At 71.8% G+C, this 14,081-nt stretch carries 11 protein-coding genes; 4 read left to right on the forward strand and 7 right to left on the reverse strand.

Features of this window, described 5'->3' with window-relative positions; genetic code table 11:
- Nucleotides 1–17 precede the first annotated feature (17 nt).
- From MKK82_RS25405 to dnaK, 3 genes are all read right to left on the reverse strand, one after another.
- Nucleotides 18–656 (reverse strand): class I SAM-dependent methyltransferase, encoded by a 639-nt coding sequence (locus MKK82_RS25405; protein ID WP_238286957.1) that lies wholly within the window; start codon nucleotides 654–656, stop codon nucleotides 18–20.
- 140 nt (nucleotides 657–796) lie between these two features.
- On the reverse strand, nucleotides 797–1,948 hold the full coding sequence (gene dnaJ / locus MKK82_RS25410) for a molecular chaperone DnaJ (protein WP_238286956.1): 1,152 nt from the start codon (nucleotides 1,946–1,948) through the stop codon (nucleotides 797–799).
- A 180-nt stretch (nucleotides 1,949–2,128) separates the two neighbouring features.
- On the reverse strand, nucleotides 2,129–4,045 hold the full coding sequence (gene dnaK, locus MKK82_RS25415) for a molecular chaperone DnaK (protein ID WP_238286955.1): 1,917 nt from the start codon (nucleotides 4,043–4,045) through the stop codon (nucleotides 2,129–2,131).
- A 389-nt stretch (nucleotides 4,046–4,434) separates the two neighbouring features.
- Here dnaK and MKK82_RS25420 point away from each other — a divergent pair, with 389 nt between their 5' ends.
- The gene (locus MKK82_RS25420; RefSeq protein ID WP_238287149.1) at nucleotides 4,435–5,451 is read left to right on the forward strand and encodes a hypothetical protein; all 1,017 of its coding nucleotides are present in this window, start codon (nucleotides 4,435–4,437) and stop codon (nucleotides 5,449–5,451) included.
- 15 nt (nucleotides 5,452–5,466) lie between these two features.
- Here MKK82_RS25420 and MKK82_RS25425 read toward each other — a convergent pair whose 3' ends face one another.
- The gene (locus tag MKK82_RS25425; RefSeq protein WP_279603277.1) at nucleotides 5,467–6,135 is read right to left on the reverse strand and encodes a YqgE/AlgH family protein; all 669 of its coding nucleotides are present in this window, start codon (nucleotides 6,133–6,135) and stop codon (nucleotides 5,467–5,469) included.
- Between the two features lie 252 nt (nucleotides 6,136–6,387).
- Here MKK82_RS25425 and MKK82_RS25430 point away from each other — a divergent pair, with 252 nt between their 5' ends.
- Both MKK82_RS25430 and MKK82_RS25435 read left to right on the forward strand, forming a co-directional pair.
- The gene (locus tag MKK82_RS25430; protein WP_238286954.1) at nucleotides 6,388–6,867 is read left to right on the forward strand and encodes a peroxiredoxin; all 480 of its coding nucleotides are present in this window, start codon (nucleotides 6,388–6,390) and stop codon (nucleotides 6,865–6,867) included.
- A gap of 90 nt (nucleotides 6,868–6,957) precedes the next feature.
- Nucleotides 6,958–7,599 (forward strand): DedA family protein, encoded by a 642-nt coding sequence (locus MKK82_RS25435; RefSeq protein ID WP_238286953.1) that lies wholly within the window; start codon nucleotides 6,958–6,960, stop codon nucleotides 7,597–7,599.
- Nucleotides 7,600–7,605: 6 nt separating this feature from the next.
- Here the strand turns inward: MKK82_RS25435 and MKK82_RS25440 are convergent, their stop codons facing one another.
- Nucleotides 7,606–8,364 (reverse strand): restriction endonuclease, encoded by a 759-nt coding sequence (locus MKK82_RS25440; protein WP_238286951.1) that lies wholly within the window; start codon nucleotides 8,362–8,364, stop codon nucleotides 7,606–7,608.
- A 108-nt stretch (nucleotides 8,365–8,472) separates the two neighbouring features.
- Complete coding sequence (locus tag MKK82_RS25445; RefSeq protein WP_238286949.1) at nucleotides 8,473–8,886, reverse strand: MucR family transcriptional regulator; 414 nt, start codon at nucleotides 8,884–8,886, stop codon at nucleotides 8,473–8,475.
- Between the two features lie 412 nt (nucleotides 8,887–9,298).
- Between MKK82_RS25445 and MKK82_RS25450 the strand changes: the two genes are divergently transcribed.
- Entirely contained in the window at nucleotides 9,299–11,974 is a 2,676-nt protein-coding gene (locus MKK82_RS25450) for a bifunctional acetate--CoA ligase family protein/GNAT family N-acetyltransferase (protein ID WP_238286947.1), read from the forward strand.
- 158 nt (nucleotides 11,975–12,132) lie between these two features.
- Here MKK82_RS25450 and MKK82_RS25455 read toward each other — a convergent pair whose 3' ends face one another.
- Complete coding sequence (locus tag MKK82_RS25455) at nucleotides 12,133–14,010, reverse strand: L,D-transpeptidase family protein (protein WP_238286946.1); 1,878 nt, start codon at nucleotides 14,008–14,010, stop codon at nucleotides 12,133–12,135.
- Nucleotides 14,011–14,081: the final 71 nt, after the last annotated feature.

The following is a 14,081-nucleotide window of genomic DNA, read 5'->3' on the forward strand; positions in this document are numbered from 1 at the left end:
ATCAGGCCGCGTTCACCTCAGGGCCGGCGGTAGACCCAGACCCGGGCGGGCGGCAGGTTGAGCCAGACCCGGTTCGAGCGGTCGGCCGTGTAGCTGCCGGCCTCGCACCGGGCCGGGATCGGCGGCACCACCGCGTAGGTGAACTGCACGAAGGGCGCGCCCGGCTGCATCAGGTCATGGGCGGCGTTGAGCAGGTCCAGGCGCTGTTCCAGCGGCTTGGTGAACAGCGGCAGGCTCGAGATCGTCGCGGCGGCCGGCTGCGCCAGCACGCTGCCGAGGGTGGCGCGCATGTCGTAGGCATCCCCGCGGATCACGGTCACGCCCGGGAAGCGATGGGTCAGGAGACGGCAGAAATCGGGGTTGAACTCGACCAGGATGAGGCGCTCCGGGGCGATGCCGCGCCGGATCAGCGCCTCGGTCACCGGGCCGGTGCCGGGCCCGAGCTCGACCACGGGACCGTCACGGCGCGGATCCACGTAGGACGCCATGGTCCGGGCGAGCATCTTGCCCGACGGCGTCACCGCGCCGGTGACGAGCGGGCGTTCGAGCCAGGAGCGGAGGAAGCGGGCCTCGTCCTCCAGGGGGTCGCGCCGCGGGCCGAAAATCGGGCTCCTGACGGCAGGAGCCTTCGCGTTGGGACGGCGGAGCGGCGGCAAGTCCTGGATTCCTTGATGCCGGATGGGATTGAAAGGCTAGGGGACGGCGCTGTCTTACAGTCAAGCCGGGACGTCGCCTAGGGTACGCAAGCCACGCCGGCCGCATGCATAACAGGTCTTCCCGCGTTTCGGATCCGCCCTCACGGACGGACCGCGCCGCCGAAGAAGTCCCGCACCTTCGAGAAGAAGCCCGCGGATTCCGGATGATTCTCCGGCGAGGCGGACTGATCGAACTCCTGGAGCAGCTCGCGCTGGCGCTTGGTCAGGTTCTGCGGGGTCTCGACGAACACCTGGATGTAGAGGTCGCCGACCTCCCGCGAGCGGAGCACCGGCATGCCCTTGCCCTTGATGCGGAACTGCTTGGCGGTCTGCGTGCCCGCGGGGACCCGCACCTGGGTCTGCGAGCCGTCGATCACCGGGACGGTGATCTCGCCCGACAGGGCGGCCGTCACCATCGAGATCGGCACGCGGCAGAACAGGTCCGCGCCGTCGCGCTGGAAGAACTCGTGCTGCCTGATCGACAGGAAGACGTAGAGGTCCCCCGCCGGGCCGCCGCGCAGCCCGCTCTCACCCTCGCCGGCGAGCCGGATGCGCAAGCCGTCGTCGACGCCGGCCGGCACGTTGATCGAGAGGGTCCTTTCGCGGTTGACTCGGCCGGCGCCCTGGCAGGTGGCGCAGGGATCGTCGACGATCTCGCCGCGGCCGTGGCAGTTCGGGCAGGTCCGCTCGATGGCGAAGAAGCCCTGCGCCGCCCGGACGCGCCCGTAGCCCGCGCAGGTCGAGCAGGTCCGCGGCTTCGAGCCGGGCTTGGCGCCGGAGCCGTCGCAGGCCTCGCAGGTCACCGAGGTGGGGATCTTGATGGTCTCGGCCTTGCCGGCGAAAGCCTCCTCGAGGGTGATCTCGAGGTTGTAGCGCAGGTCGGAGCCGCGCTCGCGGCCCGGCGCGCCTCCGCGCCCCCGCGCCCCGGCGGCGGCGCCGCCGCGGCCGTCGCCGAAGAAATTGTCGAAGATGTCCGACATGAAGTCGCCGAACTCGTTGCCGAATCCGGGTCCGCCGCCGCCGCCCTGGCTGAAGGCCGCGTGGCCGAACCGGTCGTAGGCGGCGCGCTTCTGGCCGTCGGAGAGGCACTGATAGGCCTCGTTGATCTCCTTGAACTTGATCTCGGCGTCCTTGTCGCCGGGATTGCGATCGGGATGAAAGGTCATCGCGAGCTTGCGGAAGGCGACCTTCATCTCGCTGTCCGTGGCGGTCTTAGTGACCCCCAGGATCTCGTAATAGTCCCGCTTCGACATCCCGCCCTCAGGTGCCTTCCCGTCCCGGCCCGGTCCCGGATCGCGACGCTTCTACCGTCGCGCCATCATTCCGGGCTCGCCCGCGGCGCTCCGGAATGACGGAGCTTCTGGATCAGCCGCTCACGCAAACGCGGAGCCGGATCGCTCCGGCCCCGCGCGGTCGTATCAGACCCGCGCGCCTCAGGCGCGCTTCTTCTGGTCCTTCTCGTCGACCTCCTGGAAGTCGGCGTCGATGACGTCGTCCTTCTTCTCGGAGGCCGCCGCCTCGGCGCCGGCATCGGGGCCGGCCGCCTGGTTGGCGGCGTACATGGCCTCGCCGAGCTTCATCGAGGCCTGCATCAGGTCCGTGGTGCGGGCCTTGATGGTCTCGACGTCCTCACCCTCGAGCGCGGTCTTGAGCGCGGCCATCGCGGTCTCGATGGCGCCCTTGTCGGAGGCCGGGACCTTGTCGCCGTACTCGGTCACCGACTTCTCGGTGGCGTGGATCAGGCTCTCGCCCTGGTTCTTCACCTCGACGAGCTCGCGCCGCTTCTTGTCGGCCTCGGCATTGGCCTCGGCGTCCTTGACCATGCGGTCGATGTCGGCGTCCGAGAGGCCGCCCGAGGCCTGGATGCGGATCTGGTGCTCCTTGTTGGTCGCCTTGTCCTTGGCCGTCACGTTGACGATGCCGTTGGCGTCGATGTCGAAGGTCACCTCGATCTGCGGCATGCCGCGGGGCGCCGGCGGGATGCCGACGAGGTCGAACTGGCCGAGCAGCTTGTTGTCGGCCGCCATCTCGCGCTCGCCCTGGAAGACCCGGATCGTGACGGCGTTCTGGTTGTCCTCGGCCGTCGAGAAGGTCTGGGACTTCTTGGTCGGGATCGTGGTGTTGCGGTCGATGAGCCGGGTGAACACGCCGCCCAGCGTCTCGATGCCCAGCGACAGCGGGGTCACGTCGAGGAGCAGGACGTCCTTGACGTCGCCCTGGAGCACGCCGGCCTGCACGGCGGCGCCGATGGCCACGACCTCATCGGGGTTGACGCCCTTGTGGGGCTCCTTGCCGAAGAAGGCCTTCACCACCTCCTGGATCTTGGGCATGCGGATCATGCCGCCGACCAGCACCACCTCGTCGATCTCGGAGGCCGAGACGCCGGCATCCTTGAGCGCCTTGCGGCAGGGCTCGATCGTCCGCTGCACCAGATCGTCGACCAGCGACTCGTACTTCGCCCGGCTGAGCTTCAGCGCGAGGTGCTTCGGGCCGGTGTTGTCGGCGGTGATGTAGGGCAGGTTGATCTCGGTCTGGGTGGCCGAGGACAGCTCGATCTTCGCCTTCTCGGCCGCCTCCTTGAGGCGCTGGAGGGCGAGCTTGTCCTTGGTCAGGTCGATGCCCTGCTCCTTCTTGAACTCGGCCGTCAGGTACTCGACGATCCGGTTGTCGAAGTCCTCGCCGCCCAGGAAGGTGTCGCCGTTGGTCGACTTCACCTCGAACACTCCGTCGCCGATCTCGAGGATCGACACGTCGAAGGTGCCGCCGCCGAGGTCGTAGACCGCGATCGTGCCGGCCTTCTTCTTGTCCAGGCCGTAGGCGAGCGCGGCCGCGGTCGGCTCGTTGATGATGCGCAGCACCTCGAGGCCCGCGATCTTGCCGGCATCCTTGGTGGCCTGACGCTGGGCGTCGTTGAAGTAGGCCGGGACCGTGATGACGGCCTGGGTGACCGGCTGGCCGAGATGCGACTCGGCGGTCTCCTTCATCTTCTGCAGCGTGAAGGCGGAGATCTGCGACGGCGAGTACTTCTTGCCGTCCGCCTCGACCCAGGCGTCGCCGTTGTCGCCGCGGGCGATCGTGTAGGGCACGAGGCCCTTGTCTTTCTGGGTCATCGGGTCGTCGTAGGTCCGGCCGATGAGCCGCTTGATGGCGAAGAACGTGCGCTCGGGGTTCGTGACAGCCTGACGCTTGGCCGGCTGACCGACGAGCCGCTCGCCGTCGTCCGTGAAGGCGACGATCGACGGCGTGGTGCGCGCGCCTTCCGAATTCTCGATGACCTTGGGCTGCGTGCCTTCCATCACGGCCACGCAGGAGTTGGTGGTGCCCAGGTCGATGCCGATTACTTTACCCATGGTGGGATCCCTCTTTTCGTCGCGTTCAAGCAGACCGCCGAGCCCCGAAGCAGCTCGGCCCATGGCGGTGTCGGGGGTGATGTGAGTATGGGACCCGGGCCGGATCAAGGGCCGTGAACGGCTGAAACCCAGCGCGCAATCCCGCGTCGAGGGCGATATAAGAACCCCGTTCCGACCCCGCAAGGCGAAGCCCCCGCGCCGGGGCGGGATGGCTGCAACGGGGCTATCTCCTTGTGTTCTCGACGGGATATCGCCCGGCGGCGCGCGTCCGCCGGTTGGCGTGGTCGCATTTTGTTGCTCTGCTGCCACGTCGGCGCCATCGACGGCGTGTTAACGTTTCGACAAGGGGTTGCGTGTGGCCCCGCCACTTCGTGTTCCCGAAGAGAATGATGCGTCCGAACCGCAGCTTCCGGCTCCCGCGACTCCTGCTCCCGATCCTGGCGGTCGCCGTCGCGGCACCCGTGATGCTCGCCGCCCCTCCGGCGCGGGCGCAGAATTTCTTCGAGCGCCTCTTCGGCATCAAGCCCGACCGGCCGCCGGTGCCGCCGCGCGGCGTGCCCGAAGCGCCGCTATCGCCCGCCCCGGCCGGGCCCGGCGAGCCGGGCCAGCCCGGCCAGCCGGCGGCGCCCGAGGGTCCGCGGCCCGCGCCCCAGCCCGCGCGGCCCGTGGTGCTCAAGACCCCGTCGGAGGACGGCGTGCTGGGGCAGGACCTGCAGTTGAACGGCCTGTCCGGAAGCCTGAAGCTGGAGCGGTCCGGCACCGCCGTCACGGCGCGGATCAAGCTGCCGGGCACCAAGATCTCCCAGCCGGCCGAGTCCTGCACGGTGCCGCTCGGGGGTGGCAATCCGGTCGCGCTCAGCACCGAGGGCAAGCCCGAGGGCGTGCCGCGCTTCGAGGCGGCCGGGGCGGAATGCCCGCTGCGCTTCGACGTGACCGAGGGCGGCGTGCTGGTCTCGACCCTCGGCTCCGGTCCGGTCTGCACCTTCTCGGCCGCGGATTGCGCCACGACGCCCGCCGGCCTTTGGGGGCCGGCCGCCGCCACGCTGATCCCGCGGGCCGGCGAGTTCGACACGGCCCGGGGCGTCGCCGACAAGGCGGTGCGCGACAATTACAAGCTCATGACGCAGCGCGCCCGGCGCGAGGACGTGCGGCCGATCGTGAGCGAGCAGGCGGCCTTCTCGGCCGACCGGGAGCAGCTCTGCCGGACCTACGCGCGGGAGGGCACGCACGGCTTCTGCCACCTGCGCGTCACCGAGAACCGGGCCCTGTCCCTGGCGACCCGCCTCGGCGCCAATACGGCGGTGCCGACCGCCTCGGCCGCCCCACGCAGGCCGCGGCCGAAGCCGGCCGCCGTCGAGGGCCTGAACCCCGATGCGGGCGGCGGTGCCGACGCCGTCCCCGAATAGGGGCAGGCTGAGCCGTCAGGCCCGGCCGGCGGTCATCGACAGCATGGCGGGGTCGATGCCGTTGGCGCGCAGGACCAGATCGTACTTGGCGTCGAGGTCGGCATTGAAGATCAGCGCCGGGTCGGCCGGGCAGTTGAGCCAGCCGTTGGCCATGATCTCGCTCTCGAGCTGGCCCGCCTGCCAGCCGGCATAGCCCAGAGCCAGCACGGCGCTCGCCGGCCCCTCGCCGCTGGCGATGGCGCGCAGGATCTCCACGGTGGCGGTCAGGCAGATGCCGTCGTCGATGATCAGCGTCGATTGCTGGATGTGGAAGTCGTCGGTGTGGAGCACGAAGCCCCGCCGCCCCTCCACGGGCCCGCCCATCAGCACCGGCATGTGGCCGACGCGCTCGCGCAGGCGGATCGCGTCGGCTTCGGGCGCCACGTCGAGCTGGACGAGGAGGTCCGGCATGCTGATGTCGGTGGCCGCCTTGTTGACGATGATGCCCATCGCGCCGTCGGCCGAGTGGGCGCACACGTAGATCAGCGAGCGGGCGAAGCGCTCGTCGGCCATCCCGGGCATCGCCACCAGGAACTGCCCGTCGAGGAAGTCCGGTCCGGAGAGGGACGACTGCTGCGGCGCAGCGCCCCTCCCGGCCCGGGCCGGAGGTGAGGGGTCCGGTTTGCGATGCTGAGGAGGCGCCATGGCGCTATGCTACGCCCCGTCCTCCGGTTGTCCAGCGGGCAAAAGCGACGCGGCAGGCCTGCGGCCGTCCCGTGTCCCGCGACGCACCCGCGACCTCGCACGGCGCGGCGCTGCGTGGCCTCGTCCGGCCGCACCGGTGCACCCCCACGACGTCGTGCGGCGGCCGATTGCTCGACAGGCCCACCCCGCCACGCTAGGTCAAGCGCGCTGTTCACGCGTGCGATCCCAGCGCGCGGCAACGAGGACCCCGCGATGATCCAGGTCGGCGACCATCTGCCCCAGGCCACCTTCCGTGTGATCGGCCCGGAGGGCCCGATCGCCCGCACCACCGACGACGTGTTCAAAGGGCGGCGCGTGGTGCTGATCGGCGTGCCGGGTGCCTTCACCCCGAGCTGCCACCGCAACCACCTGCCGGGCTTCGTCACCCACAAGGCCGAGATTCTCGGTCGCGGGATCGACGCCATCGCGGTGACCAGCGTCAACGACGTGTTCGTCCTCGACGCGTGGTCGAAGGCGAGCGGCGCCGAAGGCCTGGAATTCCTCGCCGACGGCAACGCCGATTTCGCCAAGGCCCTCGGCCTCGAGATGGACGGCACCGGCTTCGGGCTCGGCATCCGCTCGAAGCGCTACTCGATGGTCGTGGAGGACGGCGTGGTCCGGAACCTCAACGTCGAGGAGACCCCGTCGAAGGCCGAGGCCTCGGGGGCCGAGGCGCTGCTGAAGGTTCTCTGAGCCGGTCGGCGCCGCGGGTCGGCCCTCTTAAGGCCACGTTCCGCCGGCTTCTGTCGCCGCGTTTCGCCCGAAGACCGGCCCGAGGACCGAATGGCCTTCCTGCAAGACCTGCCAATCGCCGAGCTGATCGCGAATTACGGCTACATCGCCATCTTCGTGGTCATCACCCTGGAGAGCGCAGGGGTTCCCTGCCCGGGCGAGACGGTGCTGATCTCGGCCGCCGTCTACGCCGGCAGCACCGGCAACCTCAACATCGGGCTCGTGATCGCCGCCGCCGCGGGGGCGGCGATCCTGGGGGACAATGTCGGCTACTGGGCCGGGCGGCGCTGGGGCATGCCCCTGCTCCTGCGCTACGGCCACCTCATCGCCCTCGACCACGGCCGGCTCAAGCTCGGCCAGTACCTGTTCCGCCAGCACGGCGGGAAGATCGTGTTCTTCGGCCGGTTCACCGCGATGCTGCGGGCCTACGCGGCCGTGCTCGCCGGCGTGAACCGCCTGGATGCGCGCCGCTTCTTCGCCTTCAACGCCCTGGGCGGCATCGTCTGGGCCGCCAGCATGGGCATCGGCTCCTACTATTGCGGACGCCAGATCGAGCACATCGTCGGGCCCGTCGGCCTGACGCTGCTGGCCCTGGTGGTGTTCGGCGGGCTGGCCCTGTGGCTGTTCGTCCGCCGGCACGAGGCGCGCCTGCTCAACGAGGCCGAACTCGCCATCCCCGGCCCCCTGGCCTGAGCCCGCTCACGCCGGCGCGCGGTCGAGCGCGTCCAGCGCGTCCAGCGCGTCGTGGTGGAGGAGGAGCACGCCGGTCGCCGCCGCGAGCCGACGGGCGGCCGGGGTGAAGCCGGCATTCGACACCACGGCGGCCCGGTCGCCCGACCAGTAGCGCTGTGCGGCGGCCGCCTCCTGCACGGCGGCGTTGCCCACGGGCTTGCTCAGCCGCTTGCACTGGACCACGAGGCGCAGGCCGTCGCGCACCGCGACGATGTCGGCTCCCTGATCGCCGCTGGCCGGCGTCCGGTGCGCCCGCCAGCCGGCCTGGACGAGGCGCGCCGCGCAGAACCGCTCGTAGTCGAGGCCGTCCTCCGGCGCGTCCTCCTCGTCGGGCAGCGCCACGGCCGCCGCCTCGGCCTCGACGATCGCCCGCATCCGTTCCCACTCCGAGACGGCGAGGTCGGCGTAGCGGGGGGCGATCTGCGGCAGGACCGTGCGGTCCAGGAAGTAGTCCCGCTCGCGCAGCCAGCCGTCCTCGATCCAGTTGCCGTAGGCGTCGCGGAAGCTCTCCTGCCGACGCCGCAGCGCCAGCGTCTCCCCGTGTGCCCGCGCGATCCGGCGCACCCGCGCCCGGAAGCGGCGCCGGCGCACGAGGTGGCGCAGCGCCACGAGGGCGAGGGCGAATCCGGTCGCCGCCAGGGCGGGCCGGCCGTACCAGAGCGCGAACGGGCCGCCGATCACGGCCGTCCAGAACAGGCGGGCGACGGGGCTGGGATTGCCGGGCATGGGGCTCGGTGGGATCTCGGGCACGCGGACGGTGCCCGAACCCTCGCAAGCGCGGCTTGCCCGTTGCCTAACCGCCGCGGGAAAGCTGTGGACGCGGCGGGCCCGCCCTCAGCCCTTCCGGCGCTGGTGGCCGAGGCCCATGCTCTTGGCGAGGTCCGACCGGGCGGCGGCGTAGCTGGGCGCGACCATCGGGTAGTCGGAGGCGAGGCCCCACTTCTGCCGGTACTCGTCGGGGGTCATGTTGTAGTGCGTGCGCAGGTGGCGCTTGAGCGACTTGAACTTCTTCCCGTCCTCCAGACACACGATGTAGTCGGGCTGGACCGAGCGCCGGACCGAGACCGCGGGCCGCAACTCCTCCGTGGGGGCCGCCGTCGGCTGGGAGAGCCCGTGCAGGGTCGCGTGAACCGCCGCGATCAGGGCCGGCAGTTCCGGCGCGGGCACCGGATTGTTGCTCACGAAGGCCGACACGATGTCGACCGACAACGTGAGATAGTCCGTCTGCCCTTCAGCCGTGGCATCCATCCTGGTTCCTCCTCGCGACCCCGGCCCGGGACGCCTCTTTCTGGCGCATGGCCGGAATCTGTTTCTGGTCAGCCCGATACAGCGGGGTTAAGTCGCAGTTACTATGGTCATGTGAATTTGATGGCAAGTCCGATTCACTTTGGCCCACAAGAGCCGTTTTGCTGAGGATAAAGGCTAGTGGATATTAGCCATAGTGGGTGCTGGCGCCGGCGCGCTGAGCGTGGAAGGGCCGCGCCACGAACTTGAGGCTGTCAGGCGTTGCGCACGCGGCGGAGCGCGCCATCTGGTACGGCGGGGAGCGGCCCGACAGCTCCCGCTCGATCCCGCCGTAAGCGAGGGGCACCACATGCGCGCCGGCCAGAACAGCCTGCGGGACACGATCCCGTGACGGCGGCCCCGTGAGCGGTCGTCCGTGAGCACCTACCGGTTCGACAAGCTGCTGGCGCCCCGCTCCGTCGCGCTGGTCGGCGCGCTGGCGCGCGAGGGCTCGCTGGGGCGCAGCGTGCTGGATTCCCTGCGCGGCGCCGGCTTCCCCGGCGCGATCATGCCGGTCCAGCCCGGCCATGCGACCGTCGACGGGCTCGCCTGCGTGCCGCGGATCGCGGATCTGCCCACCGTCCCGGACCTCGTCCTGATCGCGGTGCCGCCCCCGCAGGTGCCGGAGGTCGTCGCCCAGGCCGCCGAGGCCGGCGTGGGCGCGGCGGTGATCCTGACCGCCCGTCTCGGCTCCGGGCCGGACGATCCCGGACCGGCCGCCCACCGGATCGCCCGCGCGCAGGGTCTGCGTCTCCTCGGCCCCGACAGTGCCGGTCTGGCGGTGCCGGGCGCCCGGCTCAACGCCAGCCTGTTCGCCCACGCCCCCAAGGCCGGCGATCTGGCGCTGGTCTCGCAATCCGGCACCGTCGCCGCCGCGATCGTGGAGTGGGGCGCGCGGCACGGGACGGGCTTCTCCGCCGTCCTGTCGCTCGGGAACGTCCTCGACATCGGCGTGGCCGATTGCCTGGATCATTTCGCCGCCGACTACCGCACCCGGGCGATCCTGCTCTGCCTGGACCGGATCGGGGATGCCCGCCGCTTCATGTCGGCCGCCCGCGCGGCCGCCCGCGCCAAGCCCGTGGTGGTCCTGCGCGCCGGGCGCCACCGGCCCGACACGCGCGCGGCGGTGACCCATACCGGTGCCCTGGCGCGACCGGACGCCGTCTATGCAGCGGCCTTTCGGCGGGCCGGGCTGCTGGAGGTGCAGGATCTCGACGAGATGTTCTCCGCCGTCGAGACCCTGGGGCGGCAGCGCCCGTTCCCGGGCGACCGGCTCGCCATCGTGTCGAACGGACGCGGCATCGGCCTGCTCGCCGCCGACCGGCTGATCGAGCGGTCCGGCACCCTGGCGGGCATCGCGGCGGCCGAGGGCCGGCCGGCCGGCAATCCCCTCGACCTCGGCATCGATGCGGCCGGGCCGGCCTTCTCGGCGGCGCTCGCGCCCCTGCTGGCGGACCGGGCCAGCGACGCGGTGCTGGCGATCCACGTCCCCACCGCCCGCTCGGAGGCCGGCGCCGTGGCCGGCGCGATCGCCGAGACGGTCAAGGCCGCCCGCGCCGGCCAGACGCGCAAGAAGCCGCTCTTCGCGGTCTGCCTGGGCGATCCCGACGCGGCGCGCGACGCCTTCGCGGGGGCGGGGATCCCGCATTTCACCACCGATTCCGAGGCGATCGAGGGGTTCCTGCACCTCGTGCGCTACCGGGAGGCGCAGGACGACCTGATGCGCACGCCGGACTCGCTGCCGCGGGACTTCTCCCCGGACGTGGCGCGCGCCCGCTCGATCATCGCCGGCGCCCTGCACCAGGGTGCCGCGTGGCTCGACCCGGTCGCCGTGAACGGGCTGCTGGAGGCCTACGGGATCCCGACCGTGCCGATCATCCTCGCCCCCGACAAGGAAGCCGCCGCGGCGGCGGCCTGGCCGACCATCGCGGCGGGCGGCGCGGTGGCCCTCAAGGTCGTCTCTCCCGACATCGTGCACAAATCCGATATCGGCGGCGTCCATCTCGACCTGACCGCCGAGGCCGATGTCCGCGAGGCGGCGGGCCGCATCCTGGCCCGCGCGCGCCGGGAGCGGCCGGACGCGCGGGTGACGGGCTTCGCGGTGCAGCCCATGGTCCGGCGGGGCCAGCGCCGCGAGCTCATCGCGGGGCTCGCCGAGGATCCGGTCTTCGGCCCCGTGGTGGTGTTCGGCCGCGGCGGAACGGCCGTGGAGGTGATCGACGACCGGGCGCTGGGCCTGCCGCCGCTCGACCTGACCCTCGCCCGCGACCTCATCGGCCGCACCCGGGTCGCCCGGCGGCTCGAAGCCTATCGCGACGTGCCGGCGGCCGACCTCGCGGCGATCGCGCTGACCCTGGTGAAGCTCTCCCAGCTCGCCGCCGACCTGCCGCAGGTGCGCGAACTCGACATCAACCCGTTGCTGGCCGACGAGACCGGCGTCCTGGCCCTCGACGCGCGGGTGCGGATCGGGCCCTCCGAGACGGGGCGGTACGGCCGCGGCCATCCGCGCTTCGCCATCCGGCCCTATCCAGCGGAATGGGTGCGCACCCTCAACCTCAAGGACCGGACGATCCGCGTGCGGCCCGTGCGGCCGGAGGACGAAGGCCTGTTCCTGGCCTTCTTCAAGGAGCTCGACCCGGAGGACGTGCGGCTGCGGTTCTTCGGGCCGGTCCGCGAGTTCAGCCACGCCTTCCTGGCCCGCCTGACGCAGCTCGACTACGCCAGGGCCATCGCGTTCGTGGCCACGGAGGTGGAGCCGCAGGGCAGCGAGCGGATGCTCGGCGCGGTGCGGCTGCATGCCGACGCCAACCAGGAGAGCGGCGAGTACGCCATCGCGGTGGGCCGCGACGTCCGGGGGACGGGCCTCGCCTTCGCGCTCATGCGCCTGATGATCGACTGGGCGCGCTCCGAGGGGATCGGACGGGTGGAGGGCACCGTGCTGTCCGAGAACCGGCCGATGCTGGCGGTCTGCCGGCGCCTCGGCTTCGCACAGGGCCGGGATCCGGATGATCCGGGGTTGGTGAAGGTGAAGCTCGAGCTGGCGGGCGCGTAGGGGGCATCGCCCCGGCCGGGACCGGTGAGGACGGGCTTCGGACGCTTTCGGGACCGGCCGGCAACGCCGCGCAGGCTCGCCGCGGACGGCCTGCACCTCCCGGACCTCCGGGCCGCGCGCCTGCCCTCGTCCAGACTCTGCGACCGGCCGGCCGGACCTCAGCGCGACGGCGGCTGCCCGTCCGGATTGAGACCGTCCGTCGCCGGCTTGGCCGCGGCGGCCCGGCTCCCCGTGGGCTTGAGGCCCACCGGCTTGGCCGCCGCAGGCTTCGCCGTCGCGGGCGCGAGCGGGACGGGTTTGGCAGAGGGCGTGGCCACGATGGGCTTGTCTAAGAGCGGCTTGTCAACGAGGGGCTTGGCCACCGCCGGCTGGGCCACCGCAGCTTTGGCCGGGGCGGGCTTGACCGTGGCGGAACCGGCCGCCGGCTGCCTGGGCGCCGGTGGCGCGGTGCCGGCCGGCGGGATTGCGCCGGTGGCGGCGGGCTCGGAGGCCGGCACGTCGAGCTTGTAGATGTCGTCGCGGAAATGCGCCTTGCCGTCCGGCGTGGCGTAGCCGGTGAGGTACACGAAGGTGACCGGCACCGGCTTGACCAGCTTGATGTCGCGCCGCTCCCCGTCGGCGATGCCGGTCTCGATCTCGATCGGGCCCCAATTCGTGACGGGCCCGTTCGGTCCGTCCGTGCCCTGCAGCAGCCAGCCCACCAGCTCCTTGACCTGGCCGACGCGGACGCAGCCGTGGCTGTGGAAGCGCACGCTCGCGGCGAACAGCGACTTCGCCGGCGTGTCATGCATGTAGACGGCAAAGCGGTTCGGCATGTCGATCCGCACCTGACCCAGGGAATTGTCGAAGCCGGAATCCTGGCGCAGCATGTAGTTGGCGGCCTTGCCGCCGGCCCAGTCGATATGGGTCGGGTCCACCTCGCCGGCGGGACCCAGGATGCGGATGTGGTTGCGGGCGAGGTAGCCCGGGTTCTTGCGCATCTGCGGGATGATCTCGTTCTTCACCACCGAGGCCGGGACCGTCCAGGTCGGGTTGAAGTTGATGTCGGTGATCCGGGTCTCGACGGCCGGCGTCGCCTTGTCGGGGGATCCGACCACCGCCACGTAGCGGCGCACCACCGCGCCGTTCTCCACCGCCTCCACGGCGGCCGACGGGATGTTGACGACCACGTAGCGGTCGCCGAACGGGAATTTCGAGCCCATCAGCCGGGCCGCGGACGCGGCGAGCTGGCGCTGGCGCGTCTCGGCCGGCACATTGAGGGCGTTGATCGTGAGCCGGCCAAGGATACCGCTGTCGGGCAGGCCGTGGCGGGCCTGGAAGGCCGAGATCGCCGCCACCAGGGGTGGGTCGAGGCGGTCGCTCGGCGGTGCGTCCGCGGCGAGATCGCCCGTGAGCGTCAGGTGGTGGCGCAGGGCCGGGATCGCCGGGCTCCGCTCGCCCGCCTTCAGGCGCCCCAGATCCTCGGGCAGCCGCTCCCATCCGCCGGCCTCCGCGAAGGCGGCGTAGCGCTCGGCCGCCCGGAGGGTATCGAGGAAGGTGCGCGCGGTGAGCGTCGGGTTCGGGTCGGTGGAGACCTTGGCGTAGATCAGGGGCGCCGGCTCGCGCGACTTCCTGGCGGCGTCCTTGCCGGCCTCCTGCGGCTTGCCCAGGGCGGGTCGCGCCTCCGGCGCCGGGGCTTCCGCGGACCTGGGCTCGCCGGGGCCCGCCTCCGGCCTCTTCGCCTCCTGCGGCTTCGTGGTCTCCTGCGGCTTCGCCTCCTGCCCCTTCGCCTCCTGCCCCTTCGCGGCCGCGACCTCCGGAGCGCTGGCCGGCATCGCGGACGGTGCCGCGGATGAAGCCGGCAAGGCGGGAGCGGGCGGTGTCGGCGCGGGCAGGGCCGACGCGGGCGACGCCGGAGCGCTCGGGCCACCGGCCGGCGCGCCCGCGCCGACGGCCTGGGCCCGCACATCCATGGCGGCGACCAGCGTCAGCAGCGACAGGCCCGCACCGAACACGGCGCGCGGGCGAAGGAGACGGCGGGATTGGACCGGGACCATACGCGACACTCCCGACGGCGCCGGGGAGGCGCGGCCGGCGGGGATGATGGGCCGCCGTGGTTACCAATCTC

Source organism: Methylobacterium sp. E-046, from assembly GCF_022829625.1.
Taxonomy (GTDB): Bacteria; Pseudomonadota; Alphaproteobacteria; order Rhizobiales; family Beijerinckiaceae; genus Methylobacterium; species Methylobacterium longum.

Bases quoted from the DNA above. Each gene is read 5' to 3' on its own strand.
- dnaJ (WP_238286956.1), bottom strand. From the start codon at position 1,948: ATGTCGAAGCGGGACTATTACGAGATCCTGGGGGTCACTAAGACCGCC.
- dnaK (WP_238286955.1), bottom strand. From the start codon at position 4,045: ATGGGTAAAGTAATCGGCATCGACCTGGGCACCACCAACTCCTGCGTG.
- MKK82_RS25420 (WP_238287149.1), top strand. From the start codon at position 4,435: ATGCGTCCGAACCGCAGCTTCCGGCTCCCGCGACTCCTGCTCCCGATC.
- MKK82_RS25425 (WP_279603277.1), bottom strand. From the start codon at position 6,135: ATGGCGCCTCCTCAGCATCGCAAACCGGACCCCTCACCTCCGGCCCGG.
- MKK82_RS25430 (WP_238286954.1), top strand. From the start codon at position 6,388: ATGATCCAGGTCGGCGACCATCTGCCCCAGGCCACCTTCCGTGTGATC.
- MKK82_RS25435 (WP_238286953.1), top strand. From the start codon at position 6,958: ATGGCCTTCCTGCAAGACCTGCCAATCGCCGAGCTGATCGCGAATTAC.
- MKK82_RS25440 (WP_238286951.1), bottom strand. From the start codon at position 8,364: ATGCCCGGCAATCCCAGCCCCGTCGCCCGCCTGTTCTGGACGGCCGTG.
- MKK82_RS25445 (WP_238286949.1), bottom strand. From the start codon at position 8,886: ATGGATGCCACGGCTGAAGGGCAGACGGACTATCTCACGTTGTCGGTC.
- MKK82_RS25455 (WP_238286946.1), bottom strand. From the start codon at position 14,010: ATGGTCCCGGTCCAATCCCGCCGTCTCCTTCGCCCGCGCGCCGTGTTC.